The organism is Streptomyces sp. NPDC048473 (assembly GCF_043200155.1).
Taxonomy (GTDB): domain Bacteria; phylum Actinomycetota; class Actinomycetes; order Streptomycetales; family Streptomycetaceae; genus Streptomyces.
In genome coordinates this window covers 157,662-181,771 of sequence record NZ_JBICXE010000002.1, presented here as the reverse complement: position 1 = coordinate 181,771, position 24,110 = coordinate 157,662, and the positions used below count along the sequence as shown (strand labels likewise).

Sequence of the window (24,110 nt, the reverse complement as noted above, 5' to 3'; positions counted from 1 at the left end):
CTCGCCGGAGTTTCCCGGGCGGCAGTGCGTTCATAGCCTTCGAAGACCATGTCATCCACCGTCTCCCCGGCCGGAACACCGGCCTCCTCGCCCGCACCGGCACCAGCGGACCCGCAGACCGAAGAGGCCCGAGGGTCCCGCCCGCGCCGCGAGCACCGTTACGACATCGATCTCATCAGACTGCTCTGCTCGGTCGGCGTGATCCTCTGTCATACGGGCTCCGCGTTCGTGAACGCCGTGGGCCGCAAGCCGTCGGGCGGCTCGGGCACCTACTGGGCAGGGCTGGCGGCGGACTCGGCGGGCCGATTCGCCGTGCCCCTGTTCTTCGCGATCGCCGGGTGGGTCGTCCTCGTCGGCGCCCCGCCGAAGGACGGTGCGCGGCTGCGGCAGCGCATCGTCCGCATCGCGCTGCCGCTCGCCGTGTGGACGGCGGTGTACCTGGCGTGGGGCCGCTGGCGCGGCACCAACGACGATCCGGTCGGTGACCTGGCGCTCGACTCGGTCTTCGCCTCGGTGCGTCCCGCCTACCACCTCTGGTACCTGTACGCCTACATTCCCGTGATCATGCTCCTGGCCTTCACGACGATGGTGAAGTCGGGCAAGCGGCCCTGGGGCCTGGGCGCGGCGCTCCTGGTCCTGGCCGCGGCACCGTCGCTCTTCGGCGACCTCTCCTCGGTCACGGGCTGGGACATGCCGCGTTTCGGCTGGGGCTTCGGCCCGTACCAGGTGATCTACGCGGTGCTCGGCGCGCTCCTGTTCGCGCTGCCCGCCGGGGCCGTCGGGAAGCGACGCCTGCTGTGGCTGCTGCCGACGGCGGCGGCGCTGGCTGCGGTGATCGCGTACCAGTACAAGGTCCACTACGCGATTCCGTACGCCAGTGTGCTGGTGGCCCTGTTCAGCGTCGGTGTGCTGCTCACCCTGCACCGGTTGAGGGTTCCCGAAGGGCTGCGCCCCCTCCTGACCCGGCTGGCCGACGCCTCCTTCGGCGCCTACATGGTCCACGTCCTGATCCTCGGCGTGCTCACCGACCTGTTCGTCTCCGCCGACCTGACGTTGCCGGTGGCCGCTGCCCTGGTCGTCGCGGTGACCGCGGCGACGACGTTGCTGGCGTTCGGTGCGGGCCTGCTGTGGGCGCGGCTCGGGATGAGCCGGATGCTCGGCTGAGCCGCCGGGCAAGGACGGGCCGCACGCGGCGCGGGCCCCGGAGGGCCGACGCGCCGCGTGCGCCCGCATGTCACACGGGAATCCTGGCTGCATAGCTCGCCGCCGGTGCCGCAGAGGCGGTCGACGAAAGGGCCACGACCGATGCGCCGGCCATGGCCGGAGCGGCCGGCTCTGCTTTCACACCACGGATGTGGAACACGATGGTCCTCTCGGGATTCCGATGTGCAGGAAGGTGCACGTGACCATCCTGGGAACGCCGAGCACGATCGCAGAGCCGGTGATGAGTCCACAGCGGGTGTTCTTTTCGATGATCGCGATCCGGACATGTGCGGCGGTGAACGCGCGGTGGATTTCCCTCATGCCCGAGGGGAATTTCCCCCGATAAGGAAAAGGGGGCGGCGAACACGCCGTGCGACGGCCGGGGGATACGGTGGCTCCGCGCGCCGCAATGAATATCAATCGGATTTTCCGTCGATCGTCAACGTGGCTGATACGGCGCTCTTGACATTCTCGGCGTGGCATCAAGGCCGTGGGTGCGGCCGGCCGCTCGTCCGGAATCCGGGCGAGCGGCCCCCGTCAGCGCAGTACGGTCCGCCCCAGCCGGCGAGCACGGCGCGCCGTCCGCCGCAGGGCCGGATTGCGGGAGAGCGTGCCGAGTCTGCCGGGCAGACCACCGGGGAGCCCGAGCACCGTCAGTCTGCGACGGGAGAAGAACTGCTGCTCGTCCGGTGTGACGCCGTCCTCGAGATACGCGGCGGCGTCCGGCCTCAGATGCGGGTAGATCCGCGGCTGCATCATGAACCCGAGGGTGGTCACGAGCCGGCCCGGATCCCCGGGCGTCCGGGTGCGCCCCGTTTCGAGTTCGGGCAGCAGGGTGTGGGCGAGAACCGCCGGTACACGATTGCTGTTCTGAAGCGGGGTCAGGCGCTCCAGCAGCGTTCCCGTCCCGGTGCGGGCGGTGTCCAGACCGTACAGCTGCCGGGCGGTGAAGAGCGCGGTGGAGAAGCAGCCCACGACGAGTGCCGGGCGCAGCTGCTCGTACAGCGTCTCGGCGAGCACCGGTACGTCGAGAACGGTGAGTTCCACACCGAGCCGTCCGGCCTCGGACTCCAGGAGACGGGACCAGCGGGCGGGCGCCGTCGGATGGGGCTTGAAGACGATCTGCCGGTGCCCGAGCGCCGCGGCGCCACGCAGCATCCGCAGGTGGAGTTCCTCTTCCTCCTCCGTAGTGAGGATCTCCAGCGCCGAGAGGTACTGGCCGAGAAGGAGCGCCGGACTGTCGTACGGGACCTTCGGCGCGGGCGAGACCGCTCCGACTTCCCCGAGGACCCTGCGGAAGGTGTCCCCGGGGATGATCTGCGACTCCACGCCGAACTCCGTCAGCAACAAGGGCTTCAGACCCGGCACCAGATCGAGGTGGAGAAGCCGGCGCACGCGTGTACCGAGCAGCGGATCGAGCTTGATCCGGGTGGGCCCGTAGCTCATCAGCCCGTCCGCGTACACATCCACGGCCGCGCCCATGAAGATCCCGGTGACGGCGAGAGCCGGGTTGACCTGGATGGATTCGACGGTGAACTCGACGTCGTCGTCGCCGAGCTCCCACAGCCTGCGCAGATGGCGTTCCCAGAGCGGGACGTCCTCGGGCCGTGGGGACCAGCCCGACGGATGGAACGGTTCGATCGCCGCGTTCCAGGAGAGCACGTCGTCGAACCGGCCGCGCAGCGCCTCGAAGCCCGGCATCGTGTCGAGCGCCGGTGCGACCTCGGGGACGGCGGCGTTGTTGCTGATCAGCAGGATGCGCCGGTCCGCGGGCCGGACCAGGCCCGCGTCGATGGCCGCGGCCACGGTGGCCGCACCGTAGAGGGTGGACGCGCAGAAGATCTGGGTGGTCATGCGGTGGCCCCCGCACCTGCGAAGGGCCGGCGGTGCAGCCGCCGCAGTCGGGCGGACCTGTCGGTACCCATGGAGTTGATCGTCTCTTCCAGAATGTTCTGCGGCATACGGTGCAGCGCGGCCGCACTCATGGTGAGAAGGCGGCGGGCCACGGCCGGTTCGAATTTGGAGATCTCCACCAGGTGGTGGGAGATGATCGCGCAGTAGGTGCGTACGGCCTTCGGCAGCAGCGCGTCGGCCTCTGGATCCTGCGCGGTCTCCTCCAGCACCTGATCGAACGCGCGGATGAAATCGAGCTGCCGGATGTCGCCGATCTGGGTGAGCGAGGAGGCGACACCGCGCCGGTAGAACACGCCGAGCAGCCCGACCGCGGCGAACGACTCCGCCTCCCGGTGCAGCCGCCAGATCCACGGCCGGTCCTCGGCGGTGCGCAGCCCGTCCGTGAAGTGGATCAGACCGCGCTCGACCAGGCGGCGGTGATAGGCACCGGCCCAGGCGAACGGGTAGTCGACGGAGGTGGTGCGGCCGACCGGGAGAATCGCGTCGCGCGGACGCATCGGCACGTCGCGCAGGCCGTGGGGCACCCGGCGCACGGTGCGTGCCTTGGCGGTGCACTGCACGTGGTCGGTCCGTACGAAGTCGCAATCCAGACGGTCCATCGCGTCGACCAGGGCGGCGCAGTGTCCGGGAGCCAGCCAGTCGTCGCCGTCGAGGAACGTGACGTACCGGCCGCTCGACGCGTCGAGACCCGTGTTGCGGGCGGTCGCCAGCCCCTGGTTGTGCTCGTGCTGTCTCAGGACCACCCCCGGGATCTCGTCCCGCGCCCGGCGCAGGATGTCCGCGGTCCCGTCGGTCGAGGCATCGTCGACGAGGATGAACTCGAAGTCCTCGCGCGCGTTGGCACGCAGGCTTCTGAGGGTGTCGGGGGCGTATGTCTGCACGTTGTAGAACGGCACGATGACGGAGAGCTTAACCACCCGCGTCACGCTAAGGGCGGGTTCGGCATTTACCTTGTCCCGGAAAAAGACTGCGGGTGAACGGTGCATGTGAGAATAGTGAACCGGCGTGAATCCGAGGGCTGCCCGGCCATTTTGCGAGTCGATTAGCCAACCGTCGGTGGTCTGTTAACCAGCTGTTGCCGTCACGTTGGGCTGCGAATCGAAATGCCTTCCTAAGTTCTGGGACGTGCCCCCACGTACCGATAAGACGACCGCCCTCCGGGTAGCCGTACTCGCAGACTCCGACACCCGGTGGAAATGGGGCGCGCTCACCGCGCGCCGCCTCACCACCGGTGCTTTTACGGGGTCGGCGCAGCGCGTCGAGATCAGCGGACTCCTGCTGCGAGGCCGGGCCACCCCGACCCCGCGACAGCTCGCCGAGGTCGGCGACGTCGGTATCGACACCGACCGGGTGCGCGAGGTGACGGCCGTCGAATTCCTGCACACGGTGCGGGAGGAGGGATACGACGTCGTCGTACTCGCCCTCGTCGGGGGAGCCGTCCAGGCGATGCTGCACGGCCTCGCCGCGCTGCGGCTGCCCGCCAGGCCCGTTGTCGTCACCGGTTATGTCGGCGTCGTCTACGAGAAGCTCGCCGACGGACTGCTGCTGCGGCACGGCGCGGATGTCGTCCTCGCCAACTCCCGCCACGACGCGGAGCGTTTCCGCGCGGTGTACGAGGGAGTGGGCGCCGATGCCTCGGCCGTCACGGAGGCCGCCCTGCCGTTCCTCGGCGGCGAGCCGCACCGCCCACAGGAGGGCCGTGACACGGTCGTCTTCGCCGCCCAGCCCTCCGTACCGGCCTCCCGCGCCGACCGTACGTATCTGCTGCGCAGGCTCGTTGAGCACGCCAGGCTGCACCCGGACCGCGAGGTGCTGCTGAAGCTGCGCTCCAAGCCCGGCGAGCACACCACGCACATCGAGGAACTCCCGTACCAGCGGCTCGCGGAGAGGCTGCCCGGCGGGCTGCCGCCCAACTTCCGTCTGGTGTACGGGCACATGGGCGAGGTCCTGGACCGCACCGACCTGCTGGTCACGGTCTCCTCGACCGCCGCGCTGGAGTCCCTGCACCGGCGCATTCCGACCGCGGTCCTCACCGACCTCGGCGTCCGCGAAACCCTCGGCAACCACCACTTCATCGGCTCCGGCCTGCTCACCTCCTGGGACCACCTGGACGGCGGCTTCCGCCCGGAGCCCGACGGTGCATGGCTGGCCGGCCAGGGCGTCGCCGCCGACGGCACGTACGCCACGGCGTACGACAACGCCCGCGCACGCGTCGAAGCCCTGCTCGCCGCCGCCCGCCTGCCCGACCTCGCCCCGTACTACACACCCGCCACCGCCCCCGGCTACCTCCCCGGCATCCTCGCCCGCCACCACCTGGCCCCCGACGGCCACCCGCTGCCGGGCACGGACCGGCCGCGCGAGACCGGCGGGGTGCGCGGCGCGGTCCGCGACGCGGTACGGGAAGCGGCGCGGGGCGCGTACCGGCAGGGCGTCCAGCGGGTCGCCCCGGTGATCCGACGGATGGGCGAACTGTGAACACCACTTCAGGAGCAGAGATGACCCCGATCCCGACCGTGCTCGCCGTGATCCCCGCCCGCGGCGGATCCAAGGGCGTCCCGGCCAAGAACCTCGCCCAGGTCGGCGGCGTACCGCTGGTCGCCCGCGCCGTACGCGCCTGCCTGGACTCCCGCGAGGTCACGGACGTCGTCGTGACGACCGACGACGCGGCCATCGCCGACGCGGCCCGCGCCGCCGGCGACGCACTGGGCGCACCGGAGCGGGTGCACATCGTCCAGCGCCCCGCAGCCATCGCCGGGGACAAGTCGAGCAGCGAGGACGCGGTGCTGCACGCCCTGGACGCGTACGAGGCGATGCACGACCGGAAGGCCGACGTGGTGCTGCTGGTCCAGTGCACCAGCCCCTTCGTCGTACGGGAGGACATCGACGGCGTCGCCGCGGCCGTCGCCCACGACGGCGCCGACACGGCGGTCACGGTCGCCCCCTTCCACGGCTTCCTGTGGCGCGACGGCAGTGCGCTGGAGGAGGACAACTACGGCGTCAACCACGACAAGTCCGTCCGGCAGATGCGCCAGGACCGTCCGGAGGACCTGCTGGAGACCGGCACCGCGTACGCCATGAACGCCGCGGGCTTCCGTACCCACCGCCACCGCTTCTTCGGCAACACCGCCCTGGTGCGCACCGACGCCGCCCGGGTCCTGGAGATCGACGACCCGCACGACCTGGCCCGCGCCCGCGCGCTGGCACCGCTCCTGGACCCCTCACCGCTGCCCACCCGTGACGACATCGACGCGGTCGTCCTCGACTTCGACGGCACGCAGACCGACGACCGGGTCCTCATCGACGCCGACGGACGCGAGACCGTCGCCGTCCACCGCGGCGACGGCCTGGGCATCGCGGCCCTGCGCAAGGCCGGAATGCCGCTGCTGATCCTCTCCACGGAACAGAACCCGGTCGTAGCGGCCCGCGCCCACAAGCTCCGCATCCCGGTCCTGCACGGCATCGACCGCAAGGACCTGGCGCTCAAGCAGTGGTGCGACGAACAGTCCATCGCTCCCGAACGCGTCCTCTACGTCGGCAACGACGTCAACGACCTGCCGTGCTTCGCACTCGCCGGCTGGCCCGTCGCGGTCGCGAGCGCCCATGACTCGGTACGTGCCGCGGCGCGCGCCGTCACGACCACCCCCGGCGGCTTCGGCGCCATCCGCGAGATCGCGGCGTGGCTGCTGGGCCCCACCCTCACGACCACGACTCCCGCTCAGTCCCCCAAGTAACCCAGGGGCCCCCAAGCCCCGAGCAACCCCCGGGCCCCCAAGCCCCCAAGCTAAGGAACACCACACATGAGCACCTCCCGTCTGCGCACCCTCGGCACCCGCACCGCGGGCCCGGGCCGGCCCGTCTACGTCACCGGCGAGATCGGCATCAACCACAACGGCGACCTCGGCAACGCCCTCGCGCTGATCGACGTGGCGGCCGAAGCCGGCTGCGACGCCGTCAAGTTCCAGAAGCGCACCCCGGAGATCTGCACCCCGCGCGACCAGTGGGACATCGAGCGCGACACCCCCTGGGGCCGGATGACGTACATCGACTACCGCCACCGCGTCGAGTTCGGCGAGGCCGAGTACCAGGCCATCTCCGAGCACTGCGCCAAGCGCGGCATCGACTGGTTCGCCTCCCCGTGGGACACCGAGGCCGTCGCCTTCCTGGAGAAGTTCGACGTCCCCGCGCACAAGGTGGCCTCGGCCTCCCTCACCGACGACGAGCTCCTGCGCGCCCTGAGGGCGACCGGCCGCACGGTCATCCTCTCCACCGGCATGTCGACCCCGCGTCAGATCCGCCACGCGGTCGAGGTCCTGGGCTCGGACAACATCCTTCTCTGCCACGCCACTTCGACGTACCCGGCCAAGGCCGAGGAGCTGAACCTGCGGGTCATCAACACCCTCCAGCAGGAGTTCCCCAACGTCCCGATCGGCTACAGCGGCCACGAGACCGGCCTCCAGACGACCCTGGCAGCCGTCGCCCTCGGCGCCGCGTTCATCGAGCGCCACATCACCCTCGACCGCGCCATGTGGGGCTCCGACCAGGCCGCCTCCGTCGAGCCGCAGGGCCTCACCCGCCTCGTCCGCGACATCCGCACCATCGAGGCCTCGCTCGGCGACGGCATCAAGAAGGTGTACGAGTCCGAGCTCGGCCCGATGAAGAAGCTCCGCCGGGTCGCGGGCGTCGTCGCCGAGAACGCCGAGGCGGCCCCGGCCGCCGAGCCGGTCGCGGTCTGACGGGCCGACCGGTGAACCTCGCCTTCGTCGAGAGCCCGGTCCAGCTCCTGAACGTCCTGGAGTGGGCCTACACAGAGGGAGGCGACGACCAGGTCCTCACGGACATCACGGTCGTCGTCCTCCCCCCGGTCGACCCGATGTCGCGCGGTCAGCTGCGCCGGATGGCGGAGCTGGCCCGCGACGAGGGCATCAACGTCCGCTGGCAGGAGGCGCGCGGCGGCGCGGGCGCGCCCCTGAAAACCCTGCGCTCACTGACCGGACTGCTGCGCAGGGCGGAGCGGATCGTCATCGGCGACCCCTTCTCCCGCTACGTCCAGCTCCTGCTCACCCTGGTCCGCGCCCGCCGCCTCACCGTGGTCGACGACGGCACGGCCACCATGGAGTTCGTCGCCCAACTGGCCCGTGGCGAACGCCTGGTGCGCTGGCACCGCAAGGGCAGCTCGGGCCCGCGCGAACTGGTCCTGGCCCCGGTCACGGCCCGCGCCCGCAGCCGCTTCACCCCGTCCGCGACCCGTACGGTCGAGGTCTTCACGGCGATGCCGGTCGAGGCTCCGCCCGGCGTCACCGTCACCTCCAACACCTTCGCCTGGACCCGCTCCCGCTTCGGCCCGCCGCTGCTCACCAAGGGCGCGGACCTGGTCGGCACCTCGCTGGTCGAGACGGGCGTGGTCGACCGGGCCCAGTACCTGGAGGCCGTCGCGGCCCTGGCCCGCACCCACAACGCCACCCGCTACTTTGCCCACCGCCGCGAGTCCGCCGACAAGCTCCACGCCCTGGAAGCCGCCACCGGCCTGGAGATCGTCCGCCCCGACCTCCCCCTGGAACTCATCGCCCGCCGCGGCCCCATCGGCCGTACGGTCCTGAGCTTCCCCTCCACGGTCGTCCACACCCTGCCCCTCGCCCTCGTCGGCACGGAGGTCAAGGTCGCGGTCTGCGACATCGCCCCGGAATGGCTCCGCGACACGGCATCCCCGCGTGCGCAGGGCTTCCTGAGCGGCGTCACAGAAACGGCCCGCGACGTGCAACGCCTGGCACCCTGGCGGGCGACGGCGATCACGGAGGCATAGCGTTGCAGCCTCGCGTCCGGACCACCCGGCCGCGTCACTTGCCCGGGCGCTCCAGCATGCGGGTCAGGAGATTGTGGGTGGCCCGCTGGACCTGTGGGCTGATGTGCTCGGGGTCGTTGAGAGCCAGCGGCCAGTGGAAGGTCCCGGCGACGAAGACGAGTGTGCCCTGCTCGTTCTCGCACAGGCTGGTGTTCTGGACCATGCGGCCGCGGCCCCAGCTGTCGACGTACGGGGACGCGGAAAGCAGCGTCTGCCGTCCGTCGGGGCGGGGCATGGACGGGTTGAAACCGTCGGCCTCGACGGCGATCAGGTCCGGGATCTCGTCGCCGTCCCGCAGGCCGGTGCCCGACCAGAACCAGTGACTGCTTTCGCGGACCACGAGCGGCGCGGGATCCTTGAGGATGCCGTTGTACTGCACGCCCAGCAGCCCTTGTTCCGCCTTGCGGTGCCGTTTGCCGAGCTGGCGCCAGCGCACGGTGGGCCCCGCTGTGCCGGGGTCGGGGTCGGGGGCTTCCTTGTAACAGGTCACCACGCGGGCCGGCTGTCCCTCGGCATTGGGTTCGAGACGTATGTGGAAGTAGATGTTGTTCGAGGCGAGGAAGGCGAGATGGGTCCCGGCTCCGACCGCTTCCTCCGCGCAGTCGCGCATGCCTTCGGACCAGTATTCGTCGTGCCCGGAGAACACGATGGCGGTGTACTTCGACGGGTCGATCCGCCCTTGGTGCAGGTCTGTGCTGCTGGCGTAAGTGATGTCGTAGCCGGTGCTCTCCGCCCACCGCGCGGCGCTGATGTCCATGTCGAACCAGCGAGGCATCCCGGCCTGTGCATAGGGCCGATCGAAAGACACCTCGAAGGCGCGTTCGGCATTCCCGCCCAACTCGCCCTCGGGGGTATAGCCCTTGTACAGGTTCTTGCCGGTGCGTCCGTCGAACGGCCAGATGTTGTACGCCTGGTACGTGGTGAAGGGGACGACCATCAGGATGTCGGAACGGCGGGCGGTGTCGCGTACGACGAAGGGTGTGTAGCTGCGATGGCCGTCCTCGGACGTGAACACGGCCAGGAATATCCCTGACACCCAGGTGCTCGGTATGTCCAGGGTCCAGGCAACCGGCCAGTCGCAGGCGATGAGCCCGGTGGCGGCATCCGCACTCGGCTTGGCCTGGGGCTTTACGGCCATTGGCTCACTGGTCGTCAGGTGCCGGGTGCCGGACCCTCCGTAGTGTCCGAATCGGTAAATCGCCACCGTGCACTTCTGGGCGATGTGGGACGCCAGGTGGAAAGCGATGGAATCGCCGCGCTCCACCGACGTTTTCGACGCGTAGCCCTGAATCTGGGCCAATGTGTCCGTGACACCACTCGTGCCGCCCCGGCCCAATGGCCACCCGTTGGAACCGGCCGCACGGTTCTCCCGGACCACGGGATTGTTCCCGGTACGTGCCGCCGGTCTTCGCACAAGCGGCGCGGCTTCTTCACCGCGCAGCTGATATCCGGCAATTGCCACCGCACCGAGCCCGACAGCTCCGAGCGCAGTCCGACGGGACACCTTTGACACAGAGCACGCTCCGAGACCTGGACGCCAGGCCTCATGCCTCACGCGTCGTGACGTGCTTGACCGGTGAACACAGAACTCCCTGTGTGCTTCCTGTCAGCGATCGTCCATCGTATGGATGTGATCATCGGGAAAGGTGGGTGTGAGGAATATGTGATGAGCCACACATTGGGGATTCGTTAAGGAACGCAGCACCCGACTTGCTCGCGCCATAGTCCGTTCTTTGCTGTTGTGATCGTTTGCAGAGCACGGATCGGAGTTCCGTTGGGCTGTGATCGACTGCGGAATGCCGCCGATCACAGCCCTGTGTTTTCAGCTTCCGTACCGCTCCGCGACGTACGAGCGGGCGAAATCGTATCCGGTCGAGACCCCCCAACTGCTCACAGGTTTTGCAAACGTACGGACAGTCTGGGCGGTCCACGTCCATGCCTTTATGCTGCCGTCGTCGTAGCCGTAGAGCGCTCCGAAGTCGTCCAGGCCGTCCCCGTTGTAGTCACCGATGACGATCGACATGTGGTTGCGCCACATGGCGTCTGCCGGTGTCGTCCAGGCTTCGGACACGGAGCTGAAGGTGCCCGTTGCGCTGCTGGGGAATGTATAGATGCTGTCGTGGCCGTCGGCGTAGTCGTACCAGGCGGCGATGTCGTCCCGGCCGTCCCCGTCGAAGTCGCCGGAGTGGACCGTCGTACGGTCCCAGCTGCCCCATGACGCGCTGGTCCAGGATCCGATGGGGTTGTTGAAGCCCCCTGTGGGCGAAGTGAGGAAGGTGAATATCTTGTTGCTTCCGTCGGAGTAGCCGTGGAAGACAGCCAGATCGTCCCGTCCGTCACCGTTGAAGTCTCCGGTCACCAACTTGTCACGACTGGCCGACCAGTTGCCGGCGGGAGCGGTCCAGGAGCTGAACGGAGAGTTGAAGCCGCCTCGGACATCTGCGGTGAACGTCCAGAGTGCATCGTGCCCGTCCACGTAGTCGTACCAGACCGCGACGTCATCCCGTCCATCGCCGTTGAAGTCTCCGCTGCTCACCTTCATGCGCTCGAAGCCCCAAGTGCCGGCGGGCACCTTCCACGAAGTAAAGGGCTTTCCGAATTTGCCGCTCGCAGTGCCGAGCCATGTCCACAGGGCCACCCTGCCGTCCTCGTAGCCGTACACAGCGGTGACGTCACCGATCCCGTCGCCGTTGAAGTCACCCGTGGTGTGCTTCATATGAGTCACCAGCCACGAGTCCGGAGGAACGTTCCAACCCGCGAACGGGGTCTTGAATGTTCCATCGGAGTTGGTCAGGAAGCTGTGAATAGTGTCCGAACCGTCGACGTGGTCGTACCAGTCAGCCAGGTCACTGCGCCCGTCGCCGTCGTAGTCGTGGCGCAGGGCGGTGCCGCTACTCCAGAGCGACTGGCCCTTGGCGTTGTGGATGACCAGGTTTCCACGGTCCTGGAGCACCGCATAGCCTTCGGCGCCGCTGGTCTTCGAGTCCCACAGCACGGTGCTGCCGTCGGCCTTGTAGACAACGAGGTTGCCCTTGGCCTGCATGACCGCTCTCGCTCCCGGGTTTCCGGCAGTTCCGGTCGACCAGAGGCGACTGCTCGTGTTGGAGGAGATCTCCAGGTTGCCGTCGTCCTTCATGGTGAGCTTTGCCGAACGGGAAGTGTAGGACTGACCGGCAGCAAGCGTGGTACCCGCTGGGATACGAGTACCCCCGACAGCGCCGTCGATCGGAAATGCGATACCGAAGGAGAAGACCGAGTTGGTGACCCGGCCCGGCCAGCCGGTCATTGTGTTGTCCGGCTTACGGGCCCACAAGTCGGCCACGCCGTCACCGGTGAGGTCGCCGACGGTGCCGAGAGTCGGATACTCACTCGCGGGATAACCCGAGCCGACCTTCACCCGGGCAGAAGCGTTGCCCCAGGCGGCCGGGTCCAGCAACCCATTGGGTCCCTTGCTGCCGTAGGTTCGGAAGATCTCTCCCGTGGCGTTGTCCCGGAGCCAAAGATCAGCAAGGCCATCGCCGTTCAGGTCGCCGGGGCAGAGGACAGTGAACTTGTCCCAGTCATTGGTGCCCACCAGCACCGGGGAACTCAGCCGTTTGTTGAAGTCTCCGTAGTACGCCCAGAGCAACTTTCCCTGCTTGATGAGAACGTCAGGTTTGCCGTCCGCGTTCAGGTCGCCGGGAGCGACGATCTGCTCGGCGTTGCTCCAGTGATCATTCCCGGTCCATCCCGGCTCGCCCACGCAGCCGTAGTCCTCATCGATGACCGGGCACGTCACGGTCAGCGGCTGCTTGCCCTCCTTGTAGTCGGTGGTGGCGATGCCAAGACCGTTGTTGGTGTAGGTCCAGAGATTCTTGCGCTTGGCGACCGGGTCATACTCAAGCGTGACGAGGTCGGTGTAGCCGTCCTGGCCCCAGTCCGTCCGGTACGCGATGTTGGCGTCCTCGAAGGCCTGTCCTCCGTTGATCGCTGACGAGAACTGACCACCTTGCTGCCCCGAGTAGGTGAGCAGTGTGCCGTTCGAGTCCACACTCCAGATGTCCTTGATTCCGTCACCGTTGAGGTCCCCGGGGGCGTCTCGCTCGGCCGACCGTGTCGCGTAGTAGATGTAGGTGGCCGTGTCCGACCGGTTGCCTGCTTTGTCGATGCTGAATGCGTAGACGAAGTGCGGTCCGTAGCCGGGCGGAGTGCTGGTGACGGTAGCTGCTTGGCCGCTGACCGTGATGTAGCTGACTTCCGGATCCGAGTCGGTGTACCAGCCGTACTGCTCGACATCGTTGACCCCGTTCGCTTCGAGGATGAACGATCCTGGCGTACGGGCCTTGCCTGTTGATTCCGGCCAGCCGTTCTCGCCGTCCGGGAAGTACGTAGAGCTGATCTTGGGCGGGTTGCTCGGTCGTGTGCGGTCCACAGAGAACTTGCACGTCGAGCTCCAGCTGGAGGTCGCGCCGTCGCTGTCCTTGGCACGGACCTTCCAGGTGTAGTCCCCCGTTGGGAGGGAGGCGTCCGGAACCGGAAGTGTTACTACCCGCTTCTTCAATGCGGAGAGTGACTGGTCAACGACTGGAGTGGTGCTGCCGCTCTTGAAGATCTGGAACTGGGCGGTGAGGTTCCCGGCATCGGGATCGTCCACGGTCGCATGCACACTGATCTTGGTGTTCCCGATGAGACCACCTGCAGAGCAGGACGACTTGGGGTTGGTGCCCAGACCGTACGGGGTCTTGGGCGGGTTGTTGTACTTGGTCTCCAGAACGGCGGTTTTGGCGTCGAACTTCTTCCAGCCGAACGTGTCCCCCTCATCGGAGGCGTAGAGGCCCAGCGTGAGGCTTGACCAGTTGCCCGCAGCGGCGTCGCGCACCTTGGAGGTGACGTCGAACTCAAGGTTGCCGGCAGCGCAGTCCTTACTCCAGCCCTTGGAGTCGTTCACCGTCTTGAGCGGTGTGCTGCCGACCTTGGCCGGCTGGTTGTTCCATGTCGTCTTTTTGGAGATGGACTTGGTCTGCCAGATCTCGACCGGTCTGGCCTGGCAAGACCAGGACCAGACGTTCTTGATCCTGAAGGTCGACGACTTGACCTGTACGCCCTTGAGGTTGTCCGTGTCGACCTGGAAGAAGGAGCGGGATAGCCCGAGGGTCTCGTTCTCGTAGCCTACGCGGGCGACTTCGTTGGCGTTCCAGAAAGAGGAGTTGGGGTACTTTCTGTAGACCCTGGTCCAGTTTTCCTTCTTGCCCCAGGCCCAGGACGGGTCGATGTAAACGGGGAACCTGGTGTCGGCGCCGGTCAGGAGAGCTTGGTCAGGCTTGATCTCGATGCTGTCGCCGACCACAGTGGCCGGCACCTGGGCATCGGTGGCACCGGGCGGGGGCTCGAAGGCGTCCGCCGCTGGCGCGTCGGTTGCCGCGGCGAGGGAAGCAGTTCTGGCGGCAGCGCTGGATGTGGTGGTCTTGGAGTCCCACATCAGAGGCGAGGGGCTCGTGAAGACGGTCTGGCCCGCCGGGTCACCGGCTGAGATGCTGCCGGTATCCGCGTCGGCCGTGACGGTCAGCCCCGCTGTCTTCATCTTGAAGTTGAGGGTGGCCAGTTCGGGGTTCTTGGCGGCCTCGGCGGACTTCACCACCAGTAGTTGGGAAAACCCCTCCACTTCGGCCTTGAGCTGCAGATCCACCCCGGGCAGGACCTCGCTGTACGTGGCCACATTCTCGGTGAGGACCGGCTTGGGCAGAGCCGTTGGCCAGGACAGCGTGAGTGTACGGCCGTCCTTCACACCGGACAGCAGCGGTCCCGTTCCGCCCCCGGAAAAGGCGACGTTCACCGTGGTCGCCCTGGGGACGACTGTGCCATCGGCGGCGAATACCAGGCTGGGGTCCGTCGCGACCCAGACGCCGTTTCGGAACAGGCGCACGGGAGATCCGTAGCGCTTGACCGAGAAGGAACCATCGGGCAGTGCCCAGGTGTCCGACGTCTCCGTACGCGCCGATGCCAACTCCGCTGGCGCATCGGTGGACTTGGCCGTCTCCAGCGCCTTGTCCTCCTCGCTGACCGAGCCGTCGTCCATGGGATCGTCGGCAGCGGCAGCGGCAGCGGGAGCGCCGCTCGGCGCGGATGTGACCGTGGCCGCGGAGGCGACCGGTGCCAGGGCCCCAGCTGATCCGACGACGGTGGCCAGTGCCAGAGAAATGGCTTGAAACCGGGTTCTGTTTCTTCGAGCGGACTGCTTGGTAAAGCGATTCATCTTACTCCCCCCAGGAAGTCATGGATCTTCGCGCCGACCCTATAGCTGGCGGCTCAGCCTCATGAAGTGCAGGGCGATTAGCAATTTCAGGGCAATGTCCCAACCTGGGGTAAATGAATTCAATGTTGAATTAAGCAGACAAATGGTGGATGTCACTTCGTAAGTGACTGTTTCGGGCGTCTTGCTGTGTGGGTGTTTGATGGGGGGTTGAACGCTGCAAAATGTGAACATTGAGGGCGATTCTTGGTGTGCGTCGAGGTGGAGTAGTGACTTTTCTGTGAAAGATCTGTTAGCTTCCGACGGTCATTCTTGGGGTGGGCGAGGGGTGGGGAATGAGCTGGTTCGGCAAGTCTTTGATGGCGTTGCCATTGTCTGCTGCACTCATTTTTGGGCTGATTCCGGAAACTGCTGTCTCGGCAGATTCTGGAATTCCGCAGGCACATCCGGGCACGCAGACCAAGCAGCCGAAGGCTGTCCCGGTGACGCCCATGAAGTTCGGCGGCAACAAGCGCAAGGACGATGCCCGCACCCATGCCTGGCGAGGGGCACCGAAGGTGACCTGGCCGGCCGCGGCCAGTGCCGAGGTGGAGCTGGACGCAGTTGGAACCAAGACCGCGCGGGTGGGAAGACTGCCCGTCTCCGTATTCCCGACAGGCAAGCAGAAGCGCGGTGCCGCAGCACATCCCGCGAAGCTGAAGGTCTCTGTCGCGAGCCGGGCGGCCGCGGCCAAGGCAGGCATCGACGGGGTCCTGCTGTCGATGAGCCGGACGGACTCCACGCGCGACAAGCAGTCCGTACAGGTGAAGGTCGACTACTCCGGCTTCCGGGGCGCTTACGGCGGTGACTGGGCGGCACGACTTCGGCTGGTGGAGCTTCCGGCGTGTGCGCTGACGACACCGGAGAAGTCCGAGTGCCGGATCAGCACCCCGCTGGAGTCGGCCAACGACACCGAGCAGAGCACGTTGGCGGCCGAGGTCGAGACCGAGGCCCCCGACTCTACGACTCGCCCCACGGCGCGAGCCGGGGCTTCCTCGGCGGCTCCGGCCGTCACCGTGCTGGCCGCGACGGCCGGGGCGGCAGGCTCCTCAGGCTCCTACAAGGCGACGCCGCTTCAGCCATCGGGATCATGGAGTTCCGGTGGCTCGACCGGTGCGTTCAACTGGTCCTACGAGATCGGCGTTCCGCCGGTCCCGGGCGACCTGCAGCCGAGCGTTTCCCTGAACTACTCCTCGCAGAACGTCGACGGCCAGACCGCCGCGTCCAATAACCAGCCGAGCTGGATCGGCGACGGCTGGAACTGGGAGCCCGGCTACATCGAACGCCGGTACAAGTCCTGCAACGACGACAAGGACAACGGAACCAACACCACCAAGGTCGGCGACCTGTGCTGGTACAACGACAACGCGACGCTCTCCCTCGGCGGCAAGAGCACCGAGCTGGTCCACGACGCGAAGAACGGCTGGCACACGGCTCAGGACTCGGGCGAGAAGGTCGAAAAGCTGACCGGCGCGTCCAATAGTGACAAGGGAACGGCAGGCGTCGACGGTGCTGGTGAGAACTGGAAGATCACCACGACCGACGGCACGCAGTACTTCTTCGGTCTGAACAAGCTGCCGGGCTGGAGCGACCACGGCACCACGGCGACCACCGATGACGATCCGGTCACCAACTCCACCCTCACCGTCCCGGTGTTCGGCAACCAGTCGGGCGAGCCCTGCTACAACGCCTCATTCGCCTCGGCCTGGTGCCAGCAGGCGTGGCGCTGGCAGCTCGACTACGTCGTTGACGTCCACGACAACGCCATGGCGTACTACTGGAACACCGAGGCGAACAACTACGGCCTCAATGTCTCGGAGACCACCGGGAAAGCGACGGTCACGGCGTACGACCGGGGCAGCTACCTAGATCACATCGACTACGGCCTGCGCGACGGCAGCGCCTACGCCGCCAAGGCCATGGGCCGCGTCGAGTTCGGAGCCGACGAGCGGTGCCTGAGTGGTTGCGGAACGTTCGATCGGACGAACGCCAAGAACTGGCCGGACGTACCGTATGACCTGTACTGCGAGCCCGGTGCGACCGAGTGCAAGGACCAGTATTCGCCCAGCTTCTGGTCGCGCAAGAAGTTGAGCGTGATCACCACCAAGGTGCTCACGAGAGGCGCTTACAAAGAGGTCGACTCCTGGGCGCTCAAGCAGGGCTTCCCGGCCTCGGGCGACGGGATCTCCACGCCGATGTGGCTGGAGTCAATCAAGCGCACGGGCAAGGTCGGCGGCAGCGCGCCCCTGCCGGCTGTCACATTCGCCGGTGAACAGAAGGCCAACCGGGTCGACAAGACGGGCGACGGGCTGGCCCCTTTTATCCGGCTACGGCTCTACCAGATCACCACGGAGACCGGCGGCACCATCGGCGCCTACTACTCGCAGCCGGACTGCACCGCCTCCACCCTGCCGCCGGCCGACGACACAAATGGCACCCGTTGCTATCCGGTGAAGTGGGCGTACGAGGGCGAGACAGCCAAGCAGGACTGGTTCAACTCGTATGTGGTGACCAAGGTCGTCGAGGGCGACAATCTGGTCGAGACACCGGACACCACCACCGAATACAGCTACCTCAACGGTGCCGCGTGGGCCAAGAGCGCCGACGAGTTCGCGAAGAAGGACGACCGGACTTACTCGATGGCTCGCGGCTACGGTCTGGTGCAGACCCGCACGGGCGCCGGCCTGGACCCGCGGACTCTGACCGAGACCCGGTACTTCCGCGGCCTGGACGGTACCGCGGTGAAGGACTCCGCAGGTGCCGCGGTCACCGACCGTGAGCAGTTCGCCGGCCAGGTGCGGGAGAGTGCCACGTACAACGGGGACAACACCACCAAGCTCGTCACCGCGACCTCGTACACCCCCTGGCGATCCGCGCTGACGGCCAGCCGAACACGAGCGGACCTGCCCGACCTCGAGGCATACCTCACCGGCACGCTCAAGGAGGAAGCTCGTACCGCGGTCACCGGCGGCGAGCGCAAGCGCGTGCTGACCCGGAGCTTCAACGGCTACGGTCTCGTCACCTCCGTCTCGGACACCGGAGATGCGGCGAAGTCCGGGGATGAGCAGTGCGCCACCAGCTCCTATGTCCCCAACGTCCCAAAGTGGATGCTCAACACGGTCGGCCGTACCGAGGTGGTCGGGGTGCCGTGCGGCGCTACGGTGTTGCGTCCCGATGACGTGATCAGCGACGAGCGCACGTACTACGACGGTGCGACATCGGTGCTGTCCACGCCCACCAAGGGCGACGTCACCAAGATCGAGAAGATCAATGGGGCCGGAGACGGCTACGACACTGTGGCCACCACCGCAGTGGCGGACATCGACATCTACGGTCGCGCGCTTGCCGTCGCGGACCCGTACGGCAAGAAGACCTCGACGGTCTACACACCCACGACGGGAGAGGTCCCGGCCAGTACGTTGGTGACCAACCCCAGGGGCCATCAGATCACCACTGAACTCGATCCGCTGCGCGGTCAGCCGGTCAAGGTGACGGACGCCAATGCCCGGGTGACAACGACGGTGTACGACCCTCTGGGCCGTGTCACCAAGGTTTGGCTGCCGACCCGCTCTGCCGTCACCTACCCGGATGCACCGAGCCAGACGTTCGGCTACCAGGTGCGGACCGACGGCCCGATCGTGGTGACCAGCACGGCGCTCAACCACAATGCCGAGTATCAGACCGCGTACCAGTTCTACGACGGGCTGCTGCGCGAGCGCCAGAGCCAGGCGGCAGCCCCGGACGACAAGGGGCGGTTGGTCACCGAGACCGCGTACGACAGCCGGGGCCAGGCGTGGCGCAACTCCGGCACGTACTACGCCGATGGATCCGCCGAACCGGTACTGGTCACCGGGCAGGAGACCAAGTACCCGTCGTCCACGGAATCGCTCTTCGACGGGGCGGGCCGCACGATCGCGGTCATCGCCAAGAAGTTCGGCGATGACACCAAGCGCACCACCACCACGTACACCGGCGACACCACGACGGTCGTCCCTCCGGCCGGCGGGACCGCTACCACCACAGTGACCGATGCACTCGGACGCACCGTGGAACTGAAGCAGTACACCGATGCCGACAGGACCAAGTCCCAGTCCACGAAGTACTTGTACAACCATCTCGGGCAACTGGAGAGGATGACCGACCCGTCGAACGCGGTCTGGAACTACGGGTATGACGTCGCGGGCCGCCAGAACCATACGGAGGACCCCGACAAGGGCGTCACCGACACGACGGCCTACGACAAGGCCGGCCGGCCGACCGATGTCAAGGTCGCCCGCGGCATCGTCCTGCACACTGACTACGACGAACTCGGCCGCCCGACCGCACTGAGTCAGGGCACCACCAAGCGGGCCGCCTGGGAGTACGACAAGGCGTCCAAGGGGCTCGGCCTGCTCTCAAGCACCACCCGTTACGAGGGTGCCAACGCTTACGTCAGCACGGTCGTCAATTACAACGCCCTCTACCAGCCCGTCGTGACCAGGCTCACCGTGCCGGACTCGGAAGCGGGTCTTGCCGGCACGTACGAGTGGACGGACGTCTACAACGCCAACACCGGCCAGATCATGGAGACGCGGCAGCCCGCCATGGGGGACCTGCCGGCGGAGAGCGTCATCAACACCTACGCTTACCGCTCCAGTCTCCCGATGGGTGTAGCCGCCGGAAGCGACACCATCCTCTCCTCCGTCACCTACGATCACTACGGCCGACCGGCCCAGCAGGAGTACGGAGCATTCGGCCGACACCTGTGGAAGAACTACGAATACGACGAGCACACCAGTGAGTTGACGCGCGCGTTTACCGACCGTGAGGTGGCACCTCAGCGCATCGACGACGTGCGCTACACATACGACCTCGCGGGTAACACAAACAAGATCGCCACGACGACCGGGCAGGACGCCACGGCACAGAGCGACACCCAGTGCTTCCTCATCGACGCGCTGCGCCGCATCACCGACGCCTGGACGGCTACCGACGACTGCGCCGCCAAGCCCACCGCCGCGACCGTCGGCGGCCCGGACGCCTTCTGGACTACGTACACCTACGACGCGGTCGGCAACCGTAAGACGGAGACCCAGCACACCACTGCCTCCGGACCCACCACCGACAAGGTCCGCACCTACACGGCTCCCGATCCCGGCACCCACAACCTGCCCGGCGTCACGCAGACAGGCAGCGACTCGCACAACGAGAGCTATACCTACGACGAGACCGGCAACACCCGGACCCGCAAGATCGGCAACGACGACCTGCAGGACCTCAAGTGGGATCCCGAGGGCCATCTCGCGTCGATTACTGAGGTCACTGACACCACCAGCTACCTCTACGACACCGCGGGCCAGCGCCTGGTCCGCCGTGACTCCACCGGTACCACGCTTTACCTTCCCGCAGGCAACGAGCTCCACTTGGACAAGGCGGGCAAGGTCACCGGAAGCCGCTACTACACCGCGGCCGGAGAAACCGTTGCGCTGCGCACCGGCGGGAAGCTGACCTTCCTGATCAGCGATCACCACGGCACGAGCACAACCCAGGTCAGCGCAGACGCAGCACAGGCCGTCACCCGACGCAAAACCACGATCTTCGGAGCCCCGCGCGGCACGGCGCCCATCGGGTGGGCCGGTGACAAGGGATTCGTCGGCGGCACTCAGGATACCGACACAGATCTGACTCACCTCGGCGCCCGCGAATACGACCCGATCATCGGCCGGTTCATCAGCGTCGACCCGCTCCTCGACCTGACCGACCCCCAGCAGATGAACGGCTACACCTACGCCAACAACAACCCTGCCACCCTCAGTGACCCCGACGGGCTGCGGCCCATCGGTGTCTGCGGGGGCAGCGGCGTCTGCGACGACGGCACGCGCGAGAGCTTCACGAAGAACAAGAACGGGGGATGGGACCAGCATCTGTACACGAGCAAGGACGAGTCGCGAAGCGATGGCTCCACCCTGTTCACAGAGAAGAACTACCTCAACGGAACCGTGGTATCGCAGAGGTACACAACCGTCGGGGATAAAGTAACCGCCTACAATAAACTCCCGGTGGGTGAGAATCGGCACTGGAGAATTGCCAAGGATACATTCAAGTTCGCCGTCTTCGATCCCGAAGATCTCAATGCGTGCATGAAGCTCACCTGGGAATGCGGTTGGATTCTCACCGACATCCCAGTCCTCAAGGCCGGGAAGTTCTTCAAAATCGCCAAAGCCGGAGAGGAAGAGGCAAGAGCTGTCAAGGCTGCGGCGAAATGTCTGACGCACAGCTTCCTTCCCGGAACCGAAGTCAAGATGGCCGACGGGGCCACCAAGAAAATCGAAGAAGTCGGCGTCGGTGAAAAGGTTCTAGCCACCGACCCCAATACCGGAGAAACGGGAGTCCACGATGTCGTGGCCACCATTGTCACGGAGAATGACAAGGACTTTACGAAGATCACGGTGAAGTCAGGTGGGAAAACGTCCGGGATCACCGCGACGGACACCCACCCCTTCTGGTCCCCCACTCGCGAACAGTGGGTCGACGCCGGCAACCTCAAGCCTGGTGACAGCCTCCGCACCAACACCGGCGACACGGTCAAGATCTTCGCCGTCCACCACTACCAGAAGCGCCAGCGCACCTACGACCTCACCGTCGACCGCATTCACACGTACTATGTGCTGGCGGGGACTACGCCGGTACTCGTTCACAACAGCACATGCCCCGAGTATGAGAACCCGGGGCACCATGATCCGACGGGTGGTCCGAACCCGTATGTTCCGAAGAAGGCGGTGCTGCCGGGTGACGCTGGGGAGCAATTCGGGAAGAGCGTCCTCGTCGACGGCACCAGGTGGACCAAGGTCGGTTCCGGCAAGAGTGCCGAGTACTACCGCTACTTCGATGACGGCAACGGTAAGTGGCACTGGAGTGGCAGTACCGGCGGTGTGACGAAGTCGGGTACTCCGGTTCCGATTCCGATGAGTCGTGTTCCCATTCAGGTCAAGAGAGGCTAGACATGAGGTTCTTGACCGACGACGGTCGATTCGGCTTTCTTGTCGCCCCTTTGAAGGGCCGCGGAATGTTCCGGTTCCAGCTCATCATCGACAGTCAATTGATCGGTGACACCGAACCGTGCATTCTGGGCACAGCCATGGCCAGGCTGGGAGACCTGACGCATCTGGACGACGATCGGCTTAATCTCTTGTTCTCGGACAGGGATGCCGTACTCTCGGCGTTGCTGACTGAGGAGGAGCTCCACGACCGCACAACACTGTCTATCGCGGAGTCGTTGGACGACTGGTTGATCCACGGATACGTATACAAGGGGAACGTAGTTGTGGTGGCGCGAGGTGACGAGGATGGATCATTGATGGGCCCTACGCTGGTAGCCGTCGTGGCATCTGCCGAGTATGATCCGATTGTCGAGGCAGCTCGCAGTTATTGGTCGAGCGTCAATAGTTCCTCCATTTCGTGATTTGCTGATTGCGATGGAAAGGATTCACTGCCAGATTGCTGGGGCGGGTAGACTCTCCTGTTGAGTGATCCGGCAGCCTGAATCCTATCGAAAACGGGATCTTCCTGTCTCGACCCGAACGGGTGATGTATGCAGCTCAAGCGTGATAAGGACAGCTTCGTGCTCACCTTGACGGAAGTCGAGCTTGGCCGACTCCTCGCCTGTGTAATCGAATCAGCAGAAGCGTTGTCCCGTAGCGAATTCTTCATCCGCGCTGGATGGGCTCGCGATGATGTGCGATCCGTAATCTCTTCCTTCGACAGAGTATCGAAGGGGGAACTCGGCGAGATTTCGATCGATATTCCAGAACCGCAAGAAGAGATTGAAAATCCGAGGCGCCCTAGGGATCGGCGATAGACCGTCGCCTTCGCTCACGGATCTTTTGTTCATTCCAATGAATGCTCCCAGAGGCCCCGCCGGAACGGTGCTCCGGTGGGGCCTCTGGGGGTCTGACGGCAGTAGTTGACGGCAACGTCAGCGGACGGGTGCTGCACAAAGCAGTGGTTCGTCGCCGTTGTCGGGCCGGGTAGTGAGCTGGGCGGGGTCGCGGAGGGCGTTGCCGAGGAGGTCGATGGCGTCGCGCTGGAGGCGGAGCCGGACGTGTGCGTACACCGTCGAGGTCACCCCGATGTGGGCATGGCCCAACAATTCCTTGATCACGACGAGCTCCACGCCCTGTTTCAGGAGGAGTGTCGCCGCCGAGTGGCGGAGGTCGTGGAAGCGGATGCGGCGGAGTGTGGCGCGGCGGAGCAGGGTGTTGAAGTGCCGGGTGAGGGTGGCTCCCTCGATCGGGCTGTCGTCGGGCCGGGTGAAGACGTAGCCGCTGTCCTGCCAGTGTTTCCCCGCCGCCTCGCGTTCCTGGCGCTGCTGACCGCGGTGCTGTTCGAGGGAGCGCAGGCATGGCGTCGGCAGGGCGATGCGCCGTTCAGAACTCTGGGTCTTGGTCGGTAGAGCGGTCAGGCCGGCGGAGTTGGTGCGCTGGAGGGTGCGTCGGATGCTGGCGGTTGCGCGGGCCAGGTCGAGGTCTTCCCAGCGCAGGCCGAGGAGTTCGCCCTTGCGGAGCCGGTGTGCGGGGCGAGTTCGAACAGCGGCTGCAATCGGTGACCGCTGACGGCGGCCAGGAACTCGCGCGTTTCCGCGGCGGTGAGGGGTTCGAAGCGGCGGGGGCGGGGTGTGCCGGTACGGACGTTGCGGGCGACGTTGCGCGGGATCTCCTCCTCGCGCACCGCGTGCTCCAGGGCGGACTTGAGCACGGAGTGCACGTAGGTCAGGGTCAGCGGCGAGAGCCGCATGGAGCAGCACTTTCCGGCAGCGCAGCAGCGGGGCTTGTGGGTTCTACAACATTCGGCGCATCCAAGAACGGCTCGGCTGGCTCAGCCCGATCGAGTTTGAGGAGGAGTGCAACG

At 66.4% G+C, this 24,110-nt stretch carries 11 protein-coding genes and 1 pseudogene; 7 read left to right on the top strand and 5 right to left on the bottom strand.

What is annotated here, in order from left to right; all coding sequences use genetic code 11:
• Nucleotides 1-48: 48 nt before the first annotated feature.
• On the top strand, nt 49-1,164 hold the full coding sequence (locus ACGFU7_RS04130) for an acyltransferase (protein ID WP_393692128.1): 1,116 nt from the start codon (nt 49-51) through the stop codon (nt 1,162-1,164).
• A gap of 576 nt (nt 1,165-1,740) precedes the next feature.
• Here ACGFU7_RS04130 and ACGFU7_RS04125 read toward each other — a convergent pair.
• Nucleotides 1,741-3,057: a polysialyltransferase family glycosyltransferase gene (locus ACGFU7_RS04125; RefSeq protein WP_393692126.1), complete on the bottom strand. Its 1,317-nt coding sequence runs from the start codon at nt 3,055-3,057 to the stop codon at nt 1,741-1,743.
• Nucleotides 3,054-4,034, bottom strand: a complete 981-nt coding sequence (locus ACGFU7_RS04120) for a glycosyltransferase family 2 protein (RefSeq protein ID WP_393692124.1) — start codon at nt 4,032-4,034, stop codon at nt 3,054-3,056. Before ACGFU7_RS04120 ends, ACGFU7_RS04125 begins: the two co-directional genes overlap by 4 nt.
• Before the next feature lie 208 nt (nt 4,035-4,242).
• On the opposite strand from ACGFU7_RS04120, the gene ACGFU7_RS04115 reads away from it, so the two are divergent.
• The 4 genes from ACGFU7_RS04115 (at nt 4,243) to ACGFU7_RS04100 (ending at nt 8,917) form a co-directional block, all read left to right on the top strand.
• On the top strand, nt 4,243-5,592 hold the full coding sequence (locus ACGFU7_RS04115; protein WP_393692122.1) for a DUF6716 putative glycosyltransferase: 1,350 nt from the start codon (nt 4,243-4,245) through the stop codon (nt 5,590-5,592).
• A gap of 20 nt (nt 5,593-5,612) precedes the next feature.
• On the top strand, nt 5,613-6,848 hold the full coding sequence (locus ACGFU7_RS04110) for a cytidylyltransferase domain-containing protein (protein WP_393692120.1): 1,236 nt from the start codon (nt 5,613-5,615) through the stop codon (nt 6,846-6,848).
• 66 nt (nt 6,849-6,914) lie between these two features.
• Nucleotides 6,915-7,850, top strand: a complete 936-nt coding sequence (locus ACGFU7_RS04105; protein WP_393692118.1) for an N-acetylneuraminate synthase family protein — start codon at nt 6,915-6,917, stop codon at nt 7,848-7,850.
• An 11-nt stretch (nt 7,851-7,861) separates the two neighbouring features.
• Nucleotides 7,862-8,917 (top strand): hypothetical protein, encoded by a 1,056-nt coding sequence (locus ACGFU7_RS04100; protein WP_393692116.1) that lies wholly within the window; start codon nt 7,862-7,864, stop codon nt 8,915-8,917.
• A gap of 34 nt (nt 8,918-8,951) precedes the next feature.
• Here ACGFU7_RS04100 and ACGFU7_RS04095 read toward each other — a convergent pair whose 3' ends face one another.
• Nucleotides 8,952-10,334 carry a N,N-dimethylformamidase beta subunit family domain-containing protein gene (locus ACGFU7_RS04095; protein WP_393692114.1) on the bottom strand — a complete coding sequence of 461 codons (1,383 nt, stop codon included), beginning with the start codon at nt 10,332-10,334 and terminating at the stop codon, nt 8,952-8,954.
• Between the two features lie 444 nt (nt 10,335-10,778).
• A complete protein-coding gene (locus ACGFU7_RS04090; protein ID WP_393692112.1) occupies nt 10,779-15,011 on the bottom strand; it encodes an FG-GAP-like repeat-containing protein in 4,233 nt (1,410 codons plus the stop codon).
• A 665-nt stretch (nt 15,012-15,676) separates the two neighbouring features.
• On the opposite strand from ACGFU7_RS04090, the gene ACGFU7_RS04085 reads away from it, so the two are divergent.
• Entirely contained in the window at nt 15,677-22,204 is a 6,528-nt protein-coding gene (locus ACGFU7_RS04085) for a polymorphic toxin-type HINT domain-containing protein (RefSeq protein ID WP_393692853.1), read from the top strand.
• Between the two features lie 11 nt (nt 22,205-22,215).
• A complete protein-coding gene (locus ACGFU7_RS04080) occupies nt 22,216-22,665 on the top strand; it encodes a hypothetical protein (protein ID WP_393692110.1) in 450 nt (149 codons plus the stop codon).
• A gap of 513 nt (nt 22,666-23,178) precedes the next feature.
• On the opposite strand, the pseudogene ACGFU7_RS04075 reads toward ACGFU7_RS04080, so the two are convergent.
• Nucleotides 23,179-24,035 (bottom strand): annotated as a pseudogene (locus ACGFU7_RS04075) (tyrosine-type recombinase/integrase); the annotation flags it as partial.
• Nucleotides 24,036-24,110: the final 75 nt, after the last annotated feature.

Excerpts from the sequence above, each read along its gene's own strand:
- ACGFU7_RS04130 (WP_393692128.1), top strand. The coding sequence starts at position 49 with ATGTCATCCACCGTCTCCCCGGCCGGAACACCGGCCTCCTCGCCCGCA.
- ACGFU7_RS04125 (WP_393692126.1), bottom strand. The coding sequence starts at position 3,057 with ATGACCACCCAGATCTTCTGCGCGTCCACCCTCTACGGTGCGGCCACC.
- ACGFU7_RS04110 (WP_393692120.1), top strand. The coding sequence starts at position 5,613 with ATGACCCCGATCCCGACCGTGCTCGCCGTGATCCCCGCCCGCGGCGGA.
- ACGFU7_RS04105 (WP_393692118.1), top strand. The coding sequence starts at position 6,915 with ATGAGCACCTCCCGTCTGCGCACCCTCGGCACCCGCACCGCGGGCCCG.
- ACGFU7_RS04090 (WP_393692112.1), bottom strand. The coding sequence starts at position 15,011 with ATGGACGACGGCTCGGTCAGCGAGGAGGACAAGGCGCTGGAGACGGCC.
- ACGFU7_RS04085 (WP_393692853.1), top strand. The coding sequence starts at position 15,677 with ATGAAGTTCGGCGGCAACAAGCGCAAGGACGATGCCCGCACCCATGCC.